This window comes from Streptomyces sp. NPDC048337 (genome assembly GCF_043201175.1).
GTDB lineage: Bacteria > Actinomycetota > Actinomycetes > Streptomycetales > Streptomycetaceae > Streptomyces.
In genome coordinates, this window is the sequence record NZ_JBICYR010000001.1 from 1 (window position 1) to 16,426 (window position 16,426).

13 protein-coding genes are annotated in these 16,426 nt (G+C 73.9%); 8 read left to right on the forward strand and 5 right to left on the reverse strand.

Annotated elements, in window-relative coordinates; translation table 11 throughout:
* Positions 1-359: 359 nt before the first annotated feature.
* From ACGFYU_RS00005 to ACGFYU_RS00020, 4 genes are all read left to right on the forward strand, one after another.
* Positions 360-1,022 (forward strand): NADPH-dependent F420 reductase, encoded by a 663-nt coding sequence (locus tag ACGFYU_RS00005; protein WP_393824914.1) that lies wholly within the window; start codon positions 360-362, stop codon positions 1,020-1,022.
* 93 nt (positions 1,023-1,115) lie between these two features.
* On the forward strand, positions 1,116-1,589 hold the full coding sequence (locus tag ACGFYU_RS00010; protein WP_393824915.1) for a hypothetical protein: 474 nt from the start codon (positions 1,116-1,118) through the stop codon (positions 1,587-1,589).
* 2 nt (positions 1,590-1,591) lie between these two features.
* Positions 1,592-5,401: a hypothetical protein gene (locus tag ACGFYU_RS00015; RefSeq protein ID WP_393824916.1), complete on the forward strand. Its 3,810-nt coding sequence runs from the start codon at positions 1,592-1,594 to the stop codon at positions 5,399-5,401.
* A 28-nt stretch (positions 5,402-5,429) separates the two neighbouring features.
* On the forward strand, positions 5,430-6,608 hold the full coding sequence (locus ACGFYU_RS00020) for a tetratricopeptide repeat protein (protein WP_393824917.1): 1,179 nt from the start codon (positions 5,430-5,432) through the stop codon (positions 6,606-6,608).
* Here ACGFYU_RS00020 and ACGFYU_RS00025 read toward each other — a convergent pair.
* On the reverse strand, positions 6,605-7,123 hold the full coding sequence (locus ACGFYU_RS00025; RefSeq protein ID WP_393824918.1) for a DinB family protein: 519 nt from the start codon (positions 7,121-7,123) through the stop codon (positions 6,605-6,607). The two genes, ACGFYU_RS00020 and ACGFYU_RS00025, sit on opposite strands and share 4 nt — an antisense overlap.
* A gap of 26 nt (positions 7,124-7,149) precedes the next feature.
* Complete coding sequence (locus ACGFYU_RS00030; RefSeq protein WP_393824919.1) at positions 7,150-8,667, reverse strand: MFS transporter; 1,518 nt, start codon at positions 8,665-8,667, stop codon at positions 7,150-7,152.
* A gap of 145 nt (positions 8,668-8,812) precedes the next feature.
* Between ACGFYU_RS00030 and ACGFYU_RS00035 the strand changes: the two genes are divergently transcribed.
* Positions 8,813-9,253, forward strand: coding sequence for a MarR family winged helix-turn-helix transcriptional regulator (locus ACGFYU_RS00035; protein WP_393824920.1), 441 nt, complete (start codon positions 8,813-8,815; stop codon positions 9,251-9,253).
* Entirely contained in the window at positions 9,250-9,828 is a 579-nt protein-coding gene (locus tag ACGFYU_RS00040; protein WP_393824921.1) for a HutD family protein, read from the forward strand. The genes ACGFYU_RS00035 and ACGFYU_RS00040 overlap by 4 nt, the downstream gene beginning before the upstream one ends.
* Positions 9,829-9,840: 12 nt before the next feature.
* On the opposite strand, the gene ACGFYU_RS00045 is transcribed toward ACGFYU_RS00040, so the two are convergent.
* Positions 9,841-11,697 carry a galactose oxidase-like domain-containing protein gene (locus ACGFYU_RS00045; RefSeq protein ID WP_393824922.1) on the reverse strand — a complete coding sequence of 619 codons (1,857 nt, stop codon included), beginning with the start codon at positions 11,695-11,697 and terminating at the stop codon, positions 9,841-9,843.
* A gap of 176 nt (positions 11,698-11,873) precedes the next feature.
* Here ACGFYU_RS00045 and ACGFYU_RS00050 point away from each other — a divergent pair, with 176 nt between their 5' ends.
* Positions 11,874-12,542 carry a DUF4360 domain-containing protein gene (locus ACGFYU_RS00050; protein WP_393824923.1) on the forward strand — a complete coding sequence of 223 codons (669 nt, stop codon included), beginning with the start codon at positions 11,874-11,876 and terminating at the stop codon, positions 12,540-12,542.
* A 91-nt stretch (positions 12,543-12,633) separates the two neighbouring features.
* Here the strand turns inward: ACGFYU_RS00050 and ACGFYU_RS00055 are convergent, their stop codons facing one another.
* Positions 12,634-13,677 carry a LacI family DNA-binding transcriptional regulator gene (locus ACGFYU_RS00055; RefSeq protein ID WP_393824924.1) on the reverse strand — a complete coding sequence of 348 codons (1,044 nt, stop codon included), beginning with the start codon at positions 13,675-13,677 and terminating at the stop codon, positions 12,634-12,636.
* Between the two features lie 473 nt (positions 13,678-14,150).
* Here ACGFYU_RS00055 and ACGFYU_RS00060 point away from each other — a divergent pair, with 473 nt between their 5' ends.
* Entirely contained in the window at positions 14,151-14,906 is a 756-nt protein-coding gene (locus ACGFYU_RS00060) for a CAP domain-containing protein (RefSeq protein ID WP_393824925.1), read from the forward strand.
* A gap of 60 nt (positions 14,907-14,966) precedes the next feature.
* On the opposite strand, the gene ACGFYU_RS00065 is transcribed toward ACGFYU_RS00060, so the two are convergent.
* Positions 14,967-16,376: a glycoside hydrolase family 16 protein gene (locus tag ACGFYU_RS00065; RefSeq protein ID WP_393824926.1), complete on the reverse strand. Its 1,410-nt coding sequence runs from the start codon at positions 16,374-16,376 to the stop codon at positions 14,967-14,969.
* Between the last annotated feature and the right edge of the window lie 50 nt (positions 16,377-16,426).

Below are 16,426 nucleotides of genomic sequence, written 5' to 3' on the forward strand. Positions count from 1 at the left end.
GGGCGCCCCCGCGGGCGGCGGGCGCTTTTGGTTCGGCGCGGGTGAGCACAGCCCCCCCGCCCGCGGCCCCCCCCCCCCGGGGGCCCGGGGGGGGGGGGGGGGGGGGCGCCCCCGGCCCGGCCCCCCCCCCCTCCCTTTCGTGTCGGTCCCGGCCGGTTCTCGGAATGCGTGGAATGGCCGGAATGCTACGCCGCCGGGGGTGCGGGCCAGGTCAGCGGGATCCTCAGCACCGCCGGACCCCGTACGTCGGCCCGATCGCGTCGCTCGTCCGGGCGACGCGCGCCCCGGGACGGAATGCCGTGCCGTCCGGGGGAGTTCGTACCAGCGCACCACCCGATACCGCACGCACGGGAGAGCTCATGAAGATCGGCATCATCGGCGCAGGGAACATCGGCGGCAACCTCACCCGCCGGCTCACGGCCCTCGGGCACGACGTGTCCGTGGCGAACTCGCGCGGCCCCCAGACCCTGACCGCGCTCGCCGAGGAGACCGGGGCCACCCCCGTCACCGTCGCCGAAGCGGCGCGCGGCGCCGAGATCGTCGTGGTCACCGTCCCCTTCAAGAACGTGCCGGACCTGCCCGCGGGCCTCTTCGACGAGGCCGCCCCGGGGTTCAGCGTCATCGACACCAACAACTACTACCCGCAGCAGCGCGACGGCCGGATCGCCGCCGTCGAGGACGAGGGGCTGACCGAGAGCCGGTGGACGGAGCGGCAGCTCGGGCACCGCGTGGTCAAGGCGTTCAACGGCACCTACGCCCAGGACATCCTCGACCGGCACCGCCCGGCCGGCGCCCCGGACCGCATGGCACTGCCCGTCGCCGGCGACGACGAGGCCGCGAAGAAGGCCGTCCGCGCCCTCATCGACGAACTCGGCTTCGACACCGTCGACGCCGGCGGCATCGACGACTCCTGGCGCCAGCAGCCCGACACCCCCGTCTACGGGCTCCGCGAAGGCATCGACGGGGTGACCAAGGCCCTGGCCGAGGCCTCCCCGGAACGCCCGGCCGCCTTCCGCGGCTGAGGACGGGCAGCCACCACCCGGGCTAACCTGGGCCGAGGCAAGGGGAGTTCCGCACCGCCGGGACTGCCCGGCGCATCGAAACCAGGAGGACGGATGCTGGCCGAGTCACTGACGGCACTCGCCGGCGCGGGCGCCACCGCGCTGATCGGAGCCATGGCCACCGACGTCTGGCAGGGCGCCCGCGGCGGGGTCGTCCGGCTCTTCGGGCGGGGCGGCGAGGCCCGCGGGGAGGCGATCGGGGCGCAGCTCGACGAGGACGCCGTCCTCGTCGGGCGCGCCGAGCCGGCCGGCGCGGACGAGATCCGGGCGGAGCTGATGCCCGTATGGCGCAGGCGACTGCTCCTGCTGCTGGAGGAACACCCCGACACCGAAAGCGAATTGCGCGAGCTGGTCGCCCGCGTACAGAGCGGCCTGCCGACCGAGCGACAGGTGTGGACGCAGTCGAACACCGCACGCGACCACGGCACCCTCTTCGCCGTGCAGGGCGGCAACCTCCACTACCACCAGGCGGCCGAAGGGCAGGTGCCACCGCCCGCCGACGAGGACGGCGCGGACGGGACCGGCTGACCGTGGACCTCCCCGAGGAGGTCCACCAGCAAGTCCGCGCCGTCGCCGGCTTCGCCTACGGCGCGGTCGGCGCCGACATCCACGTCTTCGGCGACGGCACCCCCGTCTACCTGCTCTACGCGCGCGACCCGCGCGGACCGGCCGACACCCTGCGCCGGGACTCCGCCTGGCTGCGCGCCCAACCCAGCCGGATGCTCGACGCCCGCAGCGAGATCGTGGAGTTCACCGGCCGCGAAGCGGAGCTGGCCCGGCTGAGGGAGTGGCGCGAGCAGCCCGACCGCTCGGCCGTACGCTGGCTGCACGGACCCGGCGGCGCGGGCAAGTCCCGCCTCGCCGCCCGCTTCGCCGCCGAATGCGCCGACGCCGGCTGGCTCGTCGTGGACGCCGTCCACGGCACCGACACCCACCCGCCCGCCGAGGGCAGCCAGGACCTGCGCACCGACCACCGGGCCGGGGTGCTGCTGCTCGTCGACTACGCCGACCGCTGGCCGGACGCCCACCTCCGCTGGCTGTTCCACAACGGGCTGCTCCTCGGCGAACTCCCCGCCCGCGTCCTCCTCATCGCCCGCTCGGTACGGCCCTGGCCCGCCCTGCGCGCGCAGCTGAGCCGGCAGCGGCGCGTGACCGATCTCTCCGACCAGCCGCTCGACCCGCTCTCCGGGCAACAGGGCGAACGCAGCCGGATGTTCGAGGCCGCCCGGCGCAGCTTCGCCGCCCACTACCCCGACGCCGCGGCCCTCGCCGGCCTGCGCCCGCCGTACGAGGACCTCGCCCGCCCCGACTTCGGGCTGACCCTCGCCGTCCACATGGCCGCGCTCGTCACCGTCGACGCCCGGGCCGGCGGCCGGGAACCGCCCGCCGGCCTCGCCGGAATGACCGCCTACCTGCTCGACCGCGAGCACGACAACTGGCGCCGGACGGACGGGCACGACACGGGCGATCCCGGCGGCGCGCACACCGCGGGCGCCGAGGCCGGCGACCGCCGCGCCCTCGACCTCGCGCGCACCGTCTTCACCGCCGTCCTCACCGGCCCGATGCGCCGCGACACCGCCCGCCCCCTCCTGGACCGGCTCCTGCTGAACACCCCGGCCGACCGGGCCCTGAGCGCCCACGCCGTCCACTACCCGCCCACCGACCCGGCGGCCGCCCACGTACTCGAACCGCTGCTCCCCGACCGGCTCGCCGAGGACTACCTCGCCCTCACCCTCCCCGGCAGTCCCGTCACCGGCTACCCGGCCGACCTGTGGTCCGTCACCGCGACCACCCGCGTCCTCCGGCGCGACGGAGGGGCCGCCCCCGCCTGGACACCGCGGGCCCTCACCTTCCTCATCGCCGCGGCCGAACGCTGGCCGCACGTCGGCCCCGCCGTTCTCTTCCCGCTGCTGCGCCGCGACCCCGCCCTCGCCGTCCGGGGCGGCGGCTCCGTACTGACCGCGATCGCCGGCCTCGACTCCGTGGAGCTCGACGTCCTGGGGGCCATCGAGCCCCTGCTGCCGGCGGGCGACGTACGGGTGGAGGGCGGGGCCGGGGAACTGGCCGTACGGCTCACCACCCAGCGCCTGGAACGCGCCGGAGACGGCATCGAGCGCGCCCGGCTCTGCTCGGAGCTGGTCGGCGCCCACCTCAAGGCGGGCCGCCGCGGCGAGGCGCTCCGGTACATGGAGGAGGCCGTACTCCTCACCCGGGAGGCCGCCGAGCAGGATCCGGCGCACCGGTCCGCGTACGCCGAGGCCCTCCTCAACCTCGGCGGGCTCTTCCTGGAGGAGGTCCCCGCAGAGCACCGCGTCGACCTCCTCCTGGAGGCGATCGGGCTGATGCCGGAGGACGGAGCGGCCCCGGCCGTCCTGGGCGCCCTGGCCCAGGCGCACACCCGGCTGGCCTTCGCGCTCCGGGAGGCCGGGGCCGCAGAGGAGGCGCACGATGCCGTGGCCGAGGCGGAACGGCTCTTCGGGGAGGTGCTGGACCACGATCCCTTCCTGTGGTGGAGCATGTCCTCGGACGTGAACCGCCTGGAGATGGTGAAGAGCTTCCTGCTGTCGGTGTCCGGACGCCGCGACGAGGCGGCCGAGGGCGCCGGAGCGGTCGTGGAGTACGCCCGCCGGATGGCGGAACTCAATCCCGCGCGCTTCGGGGACGACCTGGCCGCCACCCTGGGCATCCAGAGCCTGCACCTGTGGAACGCGGGTCGGCACGCCGAAGCGGTCGACACGCAACTGGAGGCGCTCCACCTCTACCGCCAGCTCGCCGAGGTCCGTCCCCACTACCGGGACGTGCTCGCCGCCCAACTCGACGACGCGGCGGCCAGGCTCATCGCGCTCGGGCGGCACACGGAGGCCGTCGCCATCGCCGAGGAGAGCCTGGCCGTGCACCGGGAGCGCCTCGCCCGCGATCCGGACACGGCCGCCACCGCCGAAGCCGAAGGCGCCGCCATCGGCCGTGCGCTGCTGTACCTGCGGGAGCGGCGCGGCGCCGACCGCCTGCCCTGGGGCACGGCTGCGGAGATCGACGGGGCGGCCGAACGGCTGGTCCGGGGCGCCGACCGCACGGGGCTGTGGGACCTCATGCGCAGGATCCCCGTCACCGACGCGATCCGCATCGCCCACCGCCACCCGCCCGAGCACTGGGCCCCGCCCGAGGACGGCCCAGGCCGGAGCCTGGCCGTCCGGCTGACCTCGCGCCGCCACCGGCCGCAGGCCGCCGAACGCACCGCCCGGATCGCGGCCGCGCGGGCGGTGTGGCACCTGCCCCGCCGCGACGGCCCGGTGGCACCGGACCGGCTCTCCTTCGCTCCCGGGACGCCGGTCATGACCAGGGAGACGTACCGCCCCCCGAGCCGGGGGCGGCCCCGCGACGAGTACGCCACACGCATCGACGTGTACGACCTCTCCGCCCGGTCCCTCCTCTGGTCCGCCGACCACATCAGGGTGGGCACCGCCCCCGTGACCTGCCTCGGACCCGAAGCGGTCCTGGCACTGCGCACGATCCTGTGGATGGCCCCCGAACTCGTCCTGTACCGGCCGGGCCGGGCGGCGGAGGTACTCGGGTCCGGCCCGGACTTCATCGGGGCGCGGACCTTCGCCACCGCCGGGGGATTCGTCGTCCTGCTGTCGGGCGCGCCCGTGGCCCTGGTCGGCGCGGTGGGCCGGCCGTGGGAGCGGATCGACCTGCGGGACCTGGGCCTGGAGCGCTGCACCGTCCACGCCGCCGACCCCTCCGGACAGCGGCTCCTGCTGGCCGGTGACCGCCGGGTGATCCTCACCGACGCGGAGCTGCGGCCGCTGTCCGCCCGCGGCTGGTGGCAGGTGCCCGAGCAGCACGGCACGGTGGAGGCCGCCGCCTTCCTCTCGCCCCACGAGTTCGTGACCGCCGCGTCGACCGGGGGCGTCTATTTCTTCCAACCGGAGTCCGACCGGACCATGGTGACCGCCTGGAACGCGGCCGGACCCCGACTGGAGCACCTGTCCGCCGTCCCGGGGTGGCGGGTCGTCGGCGGGCGGGCCCGGGGCGAGGGGGCGGCGACGTACTTCCACGACGCGGTGGATCTCGCCGCCGTGCCGCGGCCGCGGCCCCTCGCCGGGCCCGCGCGGGGCGGTCAGCACACCGTGATCGCCGCACCCGGCGGCCGGCACGTGGTCCACGGCACCGCCGTGCACGACCTCGGAGACCCGCTCTCCTTCGCCGGACGTCCGCTCGCCTCGCTGACCGCGGCCGACCGGGCCGCCCTGGGCGCCTACCTCGACGGCGGGCGCGCCCCGTACACCGCGATCCGGGAACTGCTGGAGCTCGTACGGGATCTCGGGTCCCCCCTGTGACCGCCACCGAGCAAGGAGAGTGACCGCGATGTTCCGTAGGAACCGCGCCAAGGGCGCCCCGGAGAAGCCCCCGAACCCGCCGGAGCCCGGGAATCCGCCACCGGAGCCCGGGACTCCGTCGCCTCCGCTCGACCTGCGGCTGGACGACCCCGGCGACGCACCCGTACACCTCAGCCCGGACGCCACCATGCGGATGCGCGAGGAACTCGTCGAGGCCGAGCGGCGGCTGGGCCCGGGTCACGAGGACGTCCTGCGGCTGCGCCACAACTACGCCCTCTTCCTGTGCGTCTGGTCCGCAGCGGCCCCGCCCGGGGACACCTACATGCAGGACCGGGCGATCCCCCTGCTGCTGGAGAACCTGGGCCACCAGGCGGCCTCCCTCGGTCCGCACGCCCACGACACCCTGATCACCCTCCAGGCGATCGGGGCCGCCCACCTGTCGGCCGGGCGTCCCCTGGAGGCCGTGCCGTACCTCGAACAGGCCCTGGAGGGCGGCGAGCTCAGCCCCGACGTGGACGAGGAGCAGAGCCTCGACTGGCGCGAGAAGCTGTCGGATGCCTACGCGGAGGCGGGCCGCGAGGACCGGGCGATCGGCCTGCTGGAGGAGACCGTGGCCGGCAGCAGGCGGGTCCTGCGGCCGGGCGGGGAGCGCCTGGAGGCCCGCAAGACGAAGCTGTACCGGGCTTACCGCGAGGCCCGCAGGCTGCCCGAGGCCACCGCGCTGTGCCGGGAGATCGTCGCGGACATGGAGCGCTTCTACGGGCCCGACCACATCGCCACCTACACCTGGCTGGACAACCTGGCGCACCTGCACCACGACGCCGGGGACCTCGACGCGGCCGTTGCCTGCTACGAACGGGCCGTCCACGGCTTCGAGCGCATCCACGGAGCCGACAGCGACGAGGTCTCCTACCGCTACCACAACCTCGCGATCGCCCACCTGGAAGCCGGCCGCCACGAGCAGGCCCTGCCGTACCTGAAGGCGTCCCTCGCCGCGCGCGAGCACACCTTCGGCCCGGACCACGTGGAAACCCTGCGCGCGCTGACCACCCTCATCTCCGGCTACGCCCAGGCGGGGCGGCGCGAGGAGGCCATGGCGGCGACCGAACGCTTCATCGCCGCCCTGGAGCGCACCGGCGGCCCCACGCACCCCAAGCTCCCGGAGGCGCGTGCCTACCTCGACCAGCTCCGGCGTGCCGTTCCCTAGCCGGCGGCGCCCCGCTCCAGCAGGCCCCGTACGAAGGCGGCCTGGCCGGCGTGCTGGAGGTCGTCGGACAGCACGCTGACCAGGCGCACCCCCAGGGTGACGGGCGGATCCCAGCGTTCGTCGACCACCCGGTCCAGGTCGGCGGCGGCGAGTCCGCGCACGAAGCGCAGGCTCTGCTCGTGCACCGCGTCGTGGTACCCGAGCAGCAGCTCGCCGGAGTCGACCCGGACCGTGCCCACCTGCCGGGCGGTGTGGCCGTACCCGGTCGCCGCGGCGGGCAGCGGCAGGGCGAACCGGTCCGCCCAGCCCCCGGCCCGCCACACCTGCTTCAGGTCCCCGGCGTCCGCCACGTGGTCGTCCTGGATCCGGGTCAGGTGCCAGACCAGCCAGGTGATCGAGTTCGCCGCCGGGTCGACGCGCGCGTTGAGCCGCTCCGCCGGGAGGCCGTCCACGGCCTCGTGCACGATCTCCCGGATGCGTCCGAACCCGTCGGCGATGATGTCCGTAGCCTTCATGCACCCACCATGCGGTGCCCCGCGCGTCAGCGCACGGCGTCGGTCTTCTCGGCGGACGCCTCCTCCGCGGCCTTCGACGGCTGTCCCGAGCCGCCCGCCGCCACGGTCCCGTGCCCGCCCCGCAGGCCGAGCCAGCTGATCACCGCGACGAGCGCGAAGGCCGCGGCCCCGATCCCGAAGGTGAGGGTGAATCCGGACTCGGCGGGCAGCGGGGGAACGCCGGCCGGCAGGTGCTCGATCGTCTTGGACGCCAGGATGGTGGTCACGATGGCGGAGCCGATCGCGCTGCCCGTGGAGCGGGAGATCGAGTTGATGCCGTTGGCGATACCGCTCTGGTGGTGCGGGACGCTGGACATGATCACGGCGGGCATGGCGGCGTAGCCGAAGCTGACGGCCGCGCCGACGACCAGTCCGGCGCCGATCACCGACGCGCTGTGGGCGTGGTCCAGGGCGAGCCAGGCGAAGCCGGCGGCGCCGAGCGCGGCGGCCAGGCCCAGCGCCACGCGCGGACCCCGGTGGCGGACCAGCTGGCCGCCGATGGGGGAGGCGAGGAGCGAGACGATCGCGCCGGGCAGCAGGAACTGCACGGAGGCGCGCAGGATGGAGGCGTCGAAGCCGTAGCCGGTGAGCGCCTCGGGCATCTGGACGAGGTACGAGACGCCCAGGAAGTTCGCGAACATGCCGAAGCCGACGAGGATGCCGGCCAGGTTGGCCATGAGCACCGGGCGGTGGACGAACATCCGCATGTCGACGAGGGGCTCGCGGACCTTGCGCTCGACGAGCACCCAGACGGCGGTCATGACGGCGGCACCGGCGAAGCTGCCCAGCGTACGGCCGGAGGTCCAGCCCCACTCGTGGCCCTGGGAGATCGGCAGCAGGAGCAGCAGCAGGGCGATGCCGAGGGTCAGCGCGCCCAGGAAGTCGGTGCGACCGCCCGTCTTGTGGCGGGTCGCGGGCACCAGGAAGACCACGGCCAGCAGGGCGAGGGTCGCGAAGCCCGTCGCCATCCAGAAGGCGTTGCGGTAGTCCGCGCCGGACCCGGAGGTGAGCAGGCCGGTGGCGACGAGCGCGAGGCCGCTGCCGAACGCGAGCGTGCCGCTGACCAGCGCCATGGCACCCGGCAGCTTCTGCGGGCGGACCTCCTCGCGCAGCACGGAGAGGGCGAGCGGGAAGATCGCGGTGGCGGCTCCCTGGAGCACCCGGCCGAGGATCAGCAGGGGCAGCGAGCCGGCCAGCGCGGCGATGACGGATCCGGCGACCATGACGCCGAGGACGGCCACCAGGGTCGGCTTCTTGCCGTGCTGGTCGCCGAAGCGGCCGAGCAGCGGGGTGAAGACGGCCGCCGACAGCAGGGTGGCGGTGGTGACCCAGCTCACGTTGGCGGTGGAGGTGCCGAGGTCATTGCGGATCAGGCCCAGGATCGGGACCGGCAGGGTCTGCATCATCGACACGACCATGGCGGCCAGGCTCAGGGCGAAGACGATGACCGTCTCGTTCCGTTGCCCGGCGGCGGCCGGGGCGGCGGCGGGGGAGGGGGTGCTCATGGGAGGCAGGACCTTCTTCGTACTTCAGAGCTTCAGGACGCAGATGTTTGACGTCATCAAGTAACTCGACCGAAGGTAGACCTCAATAGTTAAGGTAGTCAAGTAAACAATTGATAATGTCAATCAATCTGGGTAGGCTCCTTGCATGAGCGACACCGCCACGCACGCCCCCTCCAAGCTCGAGCTGCTGGAACTGCTCGCGGCCATCGGCACCGCCCAGTGGCGCGACTTCGCGGCCGCGGCCGCGCACTACGGCCTCACCTCCACCCAGGCCAGGGTCCTGGCCCAGCTGAACGGCCCGCTCCCGATGCGCGGCCTGGCCACCCTGCTGGTGTGCGACGCGTCGAACGTGACCGGCATCGTCGACCGCCTGGAGGCCCGCGAGCTGGTCCGCCGCGAACCGGACCCCGCCGACCGCCGCGTCAAGAACGTCGTGGCGACGGACGCGGGCCGCGAGGTCATCCGCCGGGTACGGGAGGAGATGCAGGCGACGCACGGCGCGCTCGACACCCTCGACGAGACCGAGAGCGCGACGCTCTACGCCCTGCTGGAGCGGCTGCGCCCCACGATGGAGAAGGAAGCGTGAGGAGCGGCGCCCAGGTCCGGATCCTGCGGGCCGCCGATCGCGCCGCCACCGTCTGGAAGAACGGCGGGGGAGTCACCCGGGAGATCGCGGTTTTCCCCGAGGGCGCCGGCACGGACGACTTCGTCTGGCGGGCGAGCCTCGCCGAGGTCGCCGCCGACGGCCCGTTCTCGGCCTTCCCCGGAATCGACCGCACCCTCACCCTCGCCGAGGGCGCGGGCATGGACCTCACGGTCGGGGGTGTCCGCCGCCTGGTGGACGAGCGGTTCGCGCCGCAGGACTTCCCCGGGGACGAGCCGACCGACTGCCGGCTCCTGTCGGGCCCCGTGGTCAACTTCAACGTGATGCACCGCCGGGGCGCCGCGGAGGTGGCGACCGCCGTCGTACGGGGCCGGCTCTCGCGCGCCGTCGTGTCGGACGAGACCCTGCTGGTGCTCGCCCTGGAAGAGGCGGCCACAGTCCGGGTGGGGCGGGGCCCGGCCCTCGCGCTGGCCCCGTATGACGCGGTCCTGGTGATGGGCGACTTCCTCGATTACATGGACATCTCCGGGCACGCGGCTCTGGTCTGCTTCCGGTAGCCGCCCGCGGGGTCAGCGGACCCCGAGCTTCACCCACTTCGCCGTGCTGGGCACGCCCTTCGCGTCGAGCAGGAACAGCATGTAGTAGCCGGGCGGGGCGTCGGCCGCGCTCGGCGGCGTGCGGAGCCCGATCGTGTTGCCGTGGACGCCCGTGCGCCGGAGCTCCAGGTGGCGCTGGCTGGTGTTCACCGAGTGGGTCACGGTCGTCGGCGCCAGCAGGACGGCGCGCGCGACCCGGTCCGGCGTGGCGCTCGACACCTGGAAGGCGGCGTCGTAGGCGAGTTCGCCGGCCGGCGCCCGCTCGAGGGACGGCCGCGGACCCCGGTGCAGGTAGGCGGGTTCGTAGAGCTCGATGCTGCCGTCCATCCCGTCCTTGATGTCGGGGTCGTTGGCGATCTGCTGGAGCTCGTCCCCCGTCACCAGCATCCGGCCGTCGGGCAGGACCAGGGCGTTGGAGTGGTAGCCGCGCGGCAGCCGCTGGGCCGGACCGAGCCGCCAGTGCCCGCGGGCGTCGCGCAGCTCGATCTGCCGGTACTTCGGATCGGCCTTCGGGTTGAACGGCCCGTTCCCGTAATCCCGGGTGTCGAGGGCGCCGTTCACGGTCAGCAGGGTGCCGTCCGGCAGGATCAGCGTGTCGTCCTGCGTACGCCCGAAGGCGCGCGGCTCCTCGATGGTCCAGCGGCCGCCGGACAGCCGGTACGTGAGCGGGTCGCGCGGGTCGCCGCCGAGCACCAGCACCGAGTCCGGGCCCCGGAACCCGGCCGGCAGCGGGACGGCCGAACCGTACCCCCGGAAGTCGGCCGGCCGCCGCGGCAGGTCGGTGCGGACCTCCTTGACCGGGTCGAACAGCCACTGCTGGTCGGCGTCGCGGCCCAGCCCGTAGATCATCCCGTCCCGCAGCGAGAAGAGGTGCGGATAGTCGTTCCGGAAGGGGGCGTCGACGCGCAGCCGCTGCGAGGCGAGGTCCACCGGGATGTCGAACGGGCGCCACGGCACGCGATGCCCCAGCGAGGGGAAGCGCTCCACCACCGGAGTGGGGGTGCCCGTGCCGCGTTCGGACTGGCCGGACATGATGATCTGCCGGCCGTCCGCCCCGGTCACGGCCGACGGGTACCAGCGGCCCACGGCCATGTCCCGGTTGCGGAACCAGTGCTCGGTCCACGGGTCGAACACGAAGGACAGCTTGGCGCCGCTGCCGCCCTTTCCGCCGACGTTCCCGCCGAAGACGCCGACCATCCCGTTGGGGAGGTAGGCGTGCCCGGCGCAGAAGAAGGGCGCGGGGCGCGGGGCGTAGTGGCCGTCCGGCACCAGCACCACGGGCGGCGGCACCTTCTTGAAGGCCCGCGGCCCGGTCCCCCGGGAGGGGTCCCACAGGTAGGCGCGGCCCGCGTTCGTCCGGCCGACCGTGTTGGTGGGCCCGGTCTCCTTGGTGGGGTCGGTCTCCATGCGCTCGAAGGAGAAGAGCAGCACCTTGCCGGTCGGCAGCAGTGCCACGTGGACGCCGAAGTCGGGCGAGGGGAAGAACTCCGTGAAACGGCCGGACTCGGCAGCCGCGAAGCCCGCGTTGGTCTTGAGCTGGGACTCCTGCAGCGCGGCCAGGCTCGCGGTGCGCTTGGCCTGCGGATAGGACTGCGTGCCCTGGGCGGCCTCCCGGAGCCGTGCGTGCACCCGGGCGTGCCCCTCGCCGATCACGGCGGCCTCGTCGGCCTTCGGCTCCGGCCCTCCGACGGGGTCGGCGTGGCGGCCCACGGCGTGCGGGGCCCCGGCGAGGGCCGGGGCGGGGCTCACCGCCGCGAGGGTCACGGCGGCGGCGATCACCCATGCCGACACGACGGCGGACCGATGGGCGCGGGGCAGGTGACTCCTCATTGCGCCGATATTAGGAGAAACGGGATGAATCGCATGGACCTGACGCGAGGTGGAGCCATTCGGCCGTCCGTTATGTATGGGATAAACGTTTCTGCGGTGAACCGCTGCCGCCATAGAGGTGAGTCCGCGTACCTGTCGACCGCCCGGCGCCGCCGCCGAGCGCTATCCATGTCCACGTGATCAACTCGCTCCGTACCGGATTCACCGCAGCCGCCGTGACCGCAGCTTTCGTCACGCTCGTCCCCTCGGCCGGGGCCTCGGCCTCGGCTCCCGCCGTCAAGGCTCCCTCCGACGAGGTGACCGTGGACGTCGCCACCGTCAACGGAACGGGCTGCCGCCCAGGCAGTGCCGAAGTCGCCGTCTCGCCGGACAACACCGCCTTCACCGTCACCTACAGCGAGTACGTGGCCGAGGCGGGCGGCGGCGCCCCCGCCACCGCAGGCCGCAAGAACTGTCAGCTCTCCCTCGTCGTCCACGTCCCCCAGGGCTTCACCTACGCAGTGGCCAAGGCCGACTACCGGGGCTTCGGCAGCCTCCAGGAGGGTGCGATCGGAACCCAGAAGGCCAGCTACTACTTCCAGGGCATGAGCCAGACCGCCCAGCGCACCCACAAGTTCACGGGCGCGCTCGACGACAACTGGCAGGCGACCGACACCACCGGCGTCCAGGCCCTCGTCTTCGCCCCCTGCGGCGAACAGCGCAACTTCAACATCAACACCGAACTGCGCGCCGAGGTCGGAACCTCCGACCCGGCCAAGACCAGCTACATGGCGCTCGACTCGACGGACGGCAGCATCAACAGCGTGTACCACTTCTCCTGGAAGAAGTGCCCGGTGCGGCGCTGACCGGGGATCGGCAACCCGGCGCGCCGGGGCCCGTCACCACGGGCCCCGGCGCGTCCGGCTGCCCGCCTCCGGCGGGTCCCGGCTCCCGGTCTCAGGCCGACGCGCGCCGGACCAGTTCGGTGGCGGTGATCACCGGACCGGGCGAGGCCCCCTCGCCCCGGTCCCCGCCCAGGATGCCCAGGAGCAGCCGCGCCATCAGCCGGCCCATGCCCTCGACGTCCTGGCGTACGGTCGTCAGCGGCGGATCGGCGCTCTCGGCCACCGGCTCGGCGTCGTCGAAGCCGACCACGGCCACATCCGCCGGCACCGCGCGGCCGGCCTCCCGCAGCACCCGGAGCGCGCCCGTGGCCATCAGGTCGTTCGCGGCGAACACCGCGTCGACGCCGGTGCCGCGCTCCAGTAGTTCGGCCATCGCGCGGGCCCCGCCCGCCACGGTGAAGTCCCCCTCCGCTACCAGCGCGGGATCGGCCGCGGGCAGCACGTCCCGGTAGCCGCTGAGCCGGTCGGCCGCCGAGGTCTGGTCGAGCGGGCCGGCGATGTGCGCGATCCGCTCGCGCCCCCGCTCCAGCAGGTACCGTACGGCCGCCCGGGCACCGCCGCGGTTGTCCGCGTCGACGTACGGCACGCCGTCGGGCTCCCCGGTCGCGGCCGTCCAGCCCGGCCGCCCGCCGTAGACCGTGGGCATGCCGAGCCGGCGCGTGAGCGCGGGCAGCGGATCGTCGGTGTGCAGGGAGAAGGCGAGGGCCCCGTCCACGTGGCCGCCCGCCAGATAGCGCCCGATGCGGTCGTAGTCCCCGCGGTCCTCCACCAGCAGCAGCACCAACTGGGTGTCGTGCGCGGTTAGTTCCTTGCTGATGCCGCGGATCTGGCGGGAGAAGAAGGGGTCGGAGAAGATCCGGACCTCCGGCTCGGCGACGATCACCGCGACGGCGTCCGTGCGCCGGGTGACCAGGGTGCGGGCCGCGCGGTTGGGTACGTACCCGAGGTCCCGGACGGCTTCGCGCACCTTGTCCACCAGGTGCGCGCGGACCCCGTCACCGCCGTTGACGACGCGGGACGCGGTGGCCCGGGACACCCCGGCGCGCTCTGCCACCGCCTCCAGAGTGGGGCGGTTCCCGGGACGCTGTACGGGCACGGGCGGTCCTCCTGGGTGTCCGCGACCGGTCGCCCGGCCGGGGCAGCAGGGTAACCCGTACCGCCGGGCGCCGCGGGGCGGTACGGGGAGGCCCGGAATCCGTGACATGCATCACGGTGCGGGTGTCGGCCGGCGGGGGTCGGGGTGATCGTCGAGCGGTCGACATTTCCGCTTTTGTGCCCGTTTCACGGGGACATGCCGCACTCCGGCAGAAATGGAACCGGAGGCTCTGATTCCGCGTCCGCCAACGCTGCTGATGGAGGACGGTTCTGGTGTCGCGTCAGGGGCGTGCCGGGGTGGCCGGGGTGGGGAAATGCACGATCTTCCGGCCGATTCAAGCCGCACCCCGCCACTCCTATGCGGCTTAGTAGTAGCGGCTTGCCAGGTCGCGGCCGGGCTTTTCAGAATGGCGGCTCCTCCGGCGTCCCGCGGTCCGGCGCCGGGAGCTTCGCGATCACCGAGTGAGGTCACGCATGAGGAAGCACCGTAAGAAGACGCATCGTCGGAAGATAGTCGTCGCCGTCGGAGCGCTGGCGATCGTGGGCGTGCCCACCGCCGCCATGGCGTGCTTCGACACGCAGGAGGGCGGGTGGTCCGGCCGGCCCACCGCGGCCCGGCACGACGCCAACCCCTGGCGCGGCGCCCCGCTCGGCCTCCCGGGCACGCGGCAGCCCGTGGAATCCCCGGTCCCGACCGAGGTCCCGACGGCGCCCGCCGAGCCCACCACCCAGCCGGTCGTCGAGACGCCCCCGCCGGCGCCGCAGCCCAAGCCCAAGCCCAAGTCGACGCCGGCGAAGCCGCCGGTCGCGACGCCGGCGCCCACCGCACCGGCCGCGTCGTCCCCCGCCCCGACCGGCGCCGCCGCCGAGGTCCTCGCGCTCGTCAACCAGGAGCGCGCCGCTGCCGGGTGCCCGGCGCTGACCGTCAACGCGAAGCTGACGAAGGCCGCGCAGGACCACAGCGCGGACATGGCCGCGCACAACACCATGTCCCACACCGGCTCGGACGGCTCCGACCCGGGTGCGCGCATCACCCGCGCCGGGTACACGTGGTCGACGTACGGCGAGAACGTCGCCTACGGCTACGGCACCGCCGCGAAGGTCATGGAGGGCTGGATGAACAGCCCGGGTCACCGGGCGAACATCCTCAACTGCTCCTTCAAGGAGATCGGCATCGGCCACGCGCAGCCCGGCGACTACTGGACGCAGGACTTCGGCGCGGCGCGCTGACCCGGCGCCCGGCCCGGTACGGGGCACGCCGTCGCGGCGTGCCCCGTACGCGTCCCCGGCTCAGTGGCCGAAGTCGAACCAGTTGACGTTCACGTAGTCGGCGCTCTGGCCGCTGGTGAAGGTCAGGTACACGTCGTGCGTGCCCGTGACGCTGCCGATGTTCGCCGGTACCGTCCGCCAGCTCTGCCAGCCGCCGGTGTTCGCCACGGAGAAGCTGCCGATCGGGGCGCTGGCACGGCTGTCCAGCCGGACCTCGACGAGTCCGCTGACCCCGCCGGCAGCGCCGGAGGCGACGCGCCCGTAGAACTGCCGCGCGGCCGTGGAGCCGAAGTCGACGCCCCGGTAGAGGGCCCAGTCGCCGTTGCCGATCGCGGCGATGTCCTGGCCGCCGCCGGTGTCCGAGGTGGTCTCCTTCACCACCCCCGCCTGGCCGTCGTAGGACTCGGCCTGGATCGCGGAGTACGCGTCGCGCCGCCCGGCCGGCGCAGTGGTGGGCGGGGTCGTGGGCGGGGTCGTGCCTCCGGTCGACCGCAGGACGGACACGTAGTCGACGACCATCGGATGGCCGGGCTCGGTGCCCGCGTCCGGGCCGCCGCCGAAGGCGTCCGGGAACCCGCCGCCCATGGCGACGTTGAGGATGACGAAGTAGCCGTGGTTCGTGGCGTTCGTCCACGTGGCGGCGTCCACCTGATCCGCCCGCACGGTGTGGAAGGTGATCCCGTCGACGGAGAAGCGCATCTGCTCGACGGCGGTCGACCGGTCCCACTCGACGGCGTAGGTGTGGAAGCCGCCCTGGCAGCTGGTGCCGGGGCAGACGCGCTGGCCGCCAATGCCGGAGGTCTCGTTGCAGGGGCCGCCCGGGCTCGTCCCGCAGTGCATGGTGGCCCAGACGTTGTTGATGCCCTGGACGTTCTCCAGGATGTCGAGCTCGCCGATGCCGGGCCAGTTCCACCAGTTGCCGCGGTACGGAGCCCCCAGCATCCAGAACGCGGGCCAGTAGCCCTTGGCCGCCGGGCCCGTGACGTTCGGCATCTGGATGCGCGCCTCGGTACGGAGCGTGCCGCCGGCCGGAGGCTGGAAGTCGGCGCGCCTGGTCTCGACGCGGCCGGAGGTCCAGTTCCCGGCGGCGTCCCGCCGCGGGGTGATGAGCAGGTTGCCGGCGCCGTCGAGGGAGACGTTGGCGAGGTCGGCCGTCATCGTCTCCACCTCGCCGGTGCCGAAGTTCGCCGGGCCGCCCGGGTAGCTCGTGCCGGTGGTGTACTGCCAGTCGGCGGTGTTGACGCCAGAGCCCGCGGCCCCGTTGAAGTCGTCCAGGAACACCTGGGACCAGCCGGGCGGGGTGGGGGGAGCCGCGGCGCTGGCGGGCAGGGTGACGGCCGCGGCGGTGGCCGCGAGCGCGGCGATCGTGCCGAGCGCGGCGGTCACGGCCCGTCGGACGGTCGGTCGTTTCCTACCGGATGTCTCACGCATGGGGGCCCTCTCGGCCGGGGAGTCGGGGGGAGCGCACCGCGTGAGAGCGC

What these genes read in the sequence shown, in the direction of transcription:
- ACGFYU_RS00005 (WP_393824914.1), top strand. Translation starts at nt 360, where the DNA reads ATGAAGATCGGCATCATCGGCGCAGGGAACATCGGCGGCAACCTCACC.
- ACGFYU_RS00010 (WP_393824915.1), top strand. Translation starts at nt 1,116, where the DNA reads ATGCTGGCCGAGTCACTGACGGCACTCGCCGGCGCGGGCGCCACCGCG.
- ACGFYU_RS00020 (WP_393824917.1), top strand. Translation starts at nt 5,430, where the DNA reads ATGTTCCGTAGGAACCGCGCCAAGGGCGCCCCGGAGAAGCCCCCGAAC.
- ACGFYU_RS00025 (WP_393824918.1), bottom strand. Translation starts at nt 7,123, where the DNA reads ATGAAGGCTACGGACATCATCGCCGACGGGTTCGGACGCATCCGGGAG.
- ACGFYU_RS00030 (WP_393824919.1), bottom strand. Translation starts at nt 8,667, where the DNA reads ATGAGCACCCCCTCCCCCGCCGCCGCCCCGGCCGCCGCCGGGCAACGG.
- ACGFYU_RS00035 (WP_393824920.1), top strand. Translation starts at nt 8,813, where the DNA reads ATGAGCGACACCGCCACGCACGCCCCCTCCAAGCTCGAGCTGCTGGAA.
- ACGFYU_RS00045 (WP_393824922.1), bottom strand. Translation starts at nt 11,697, where the DNA reads ATGAGGAGTCACCTGCCCCGCGCCCATCGGTCCGCCGTCGTGTCGGCA.
- ACGFYU_RS00060 (WP_393824925.1), top strand. Translation starts at nt 14,151, where the DNA reads ATGAGGAAGCACCGTAAGAAGACGCATCGTCGGAAGATAGTCGTCGCC.
- ACGFYU_RS00065 (WP_393824926.1), bottom strand. Translation starts at nt 16,376, where the DNA reads ATGCGTGAGACATCCGGTAGGAAACGACCGACCGTCCGACGGGCCGTG.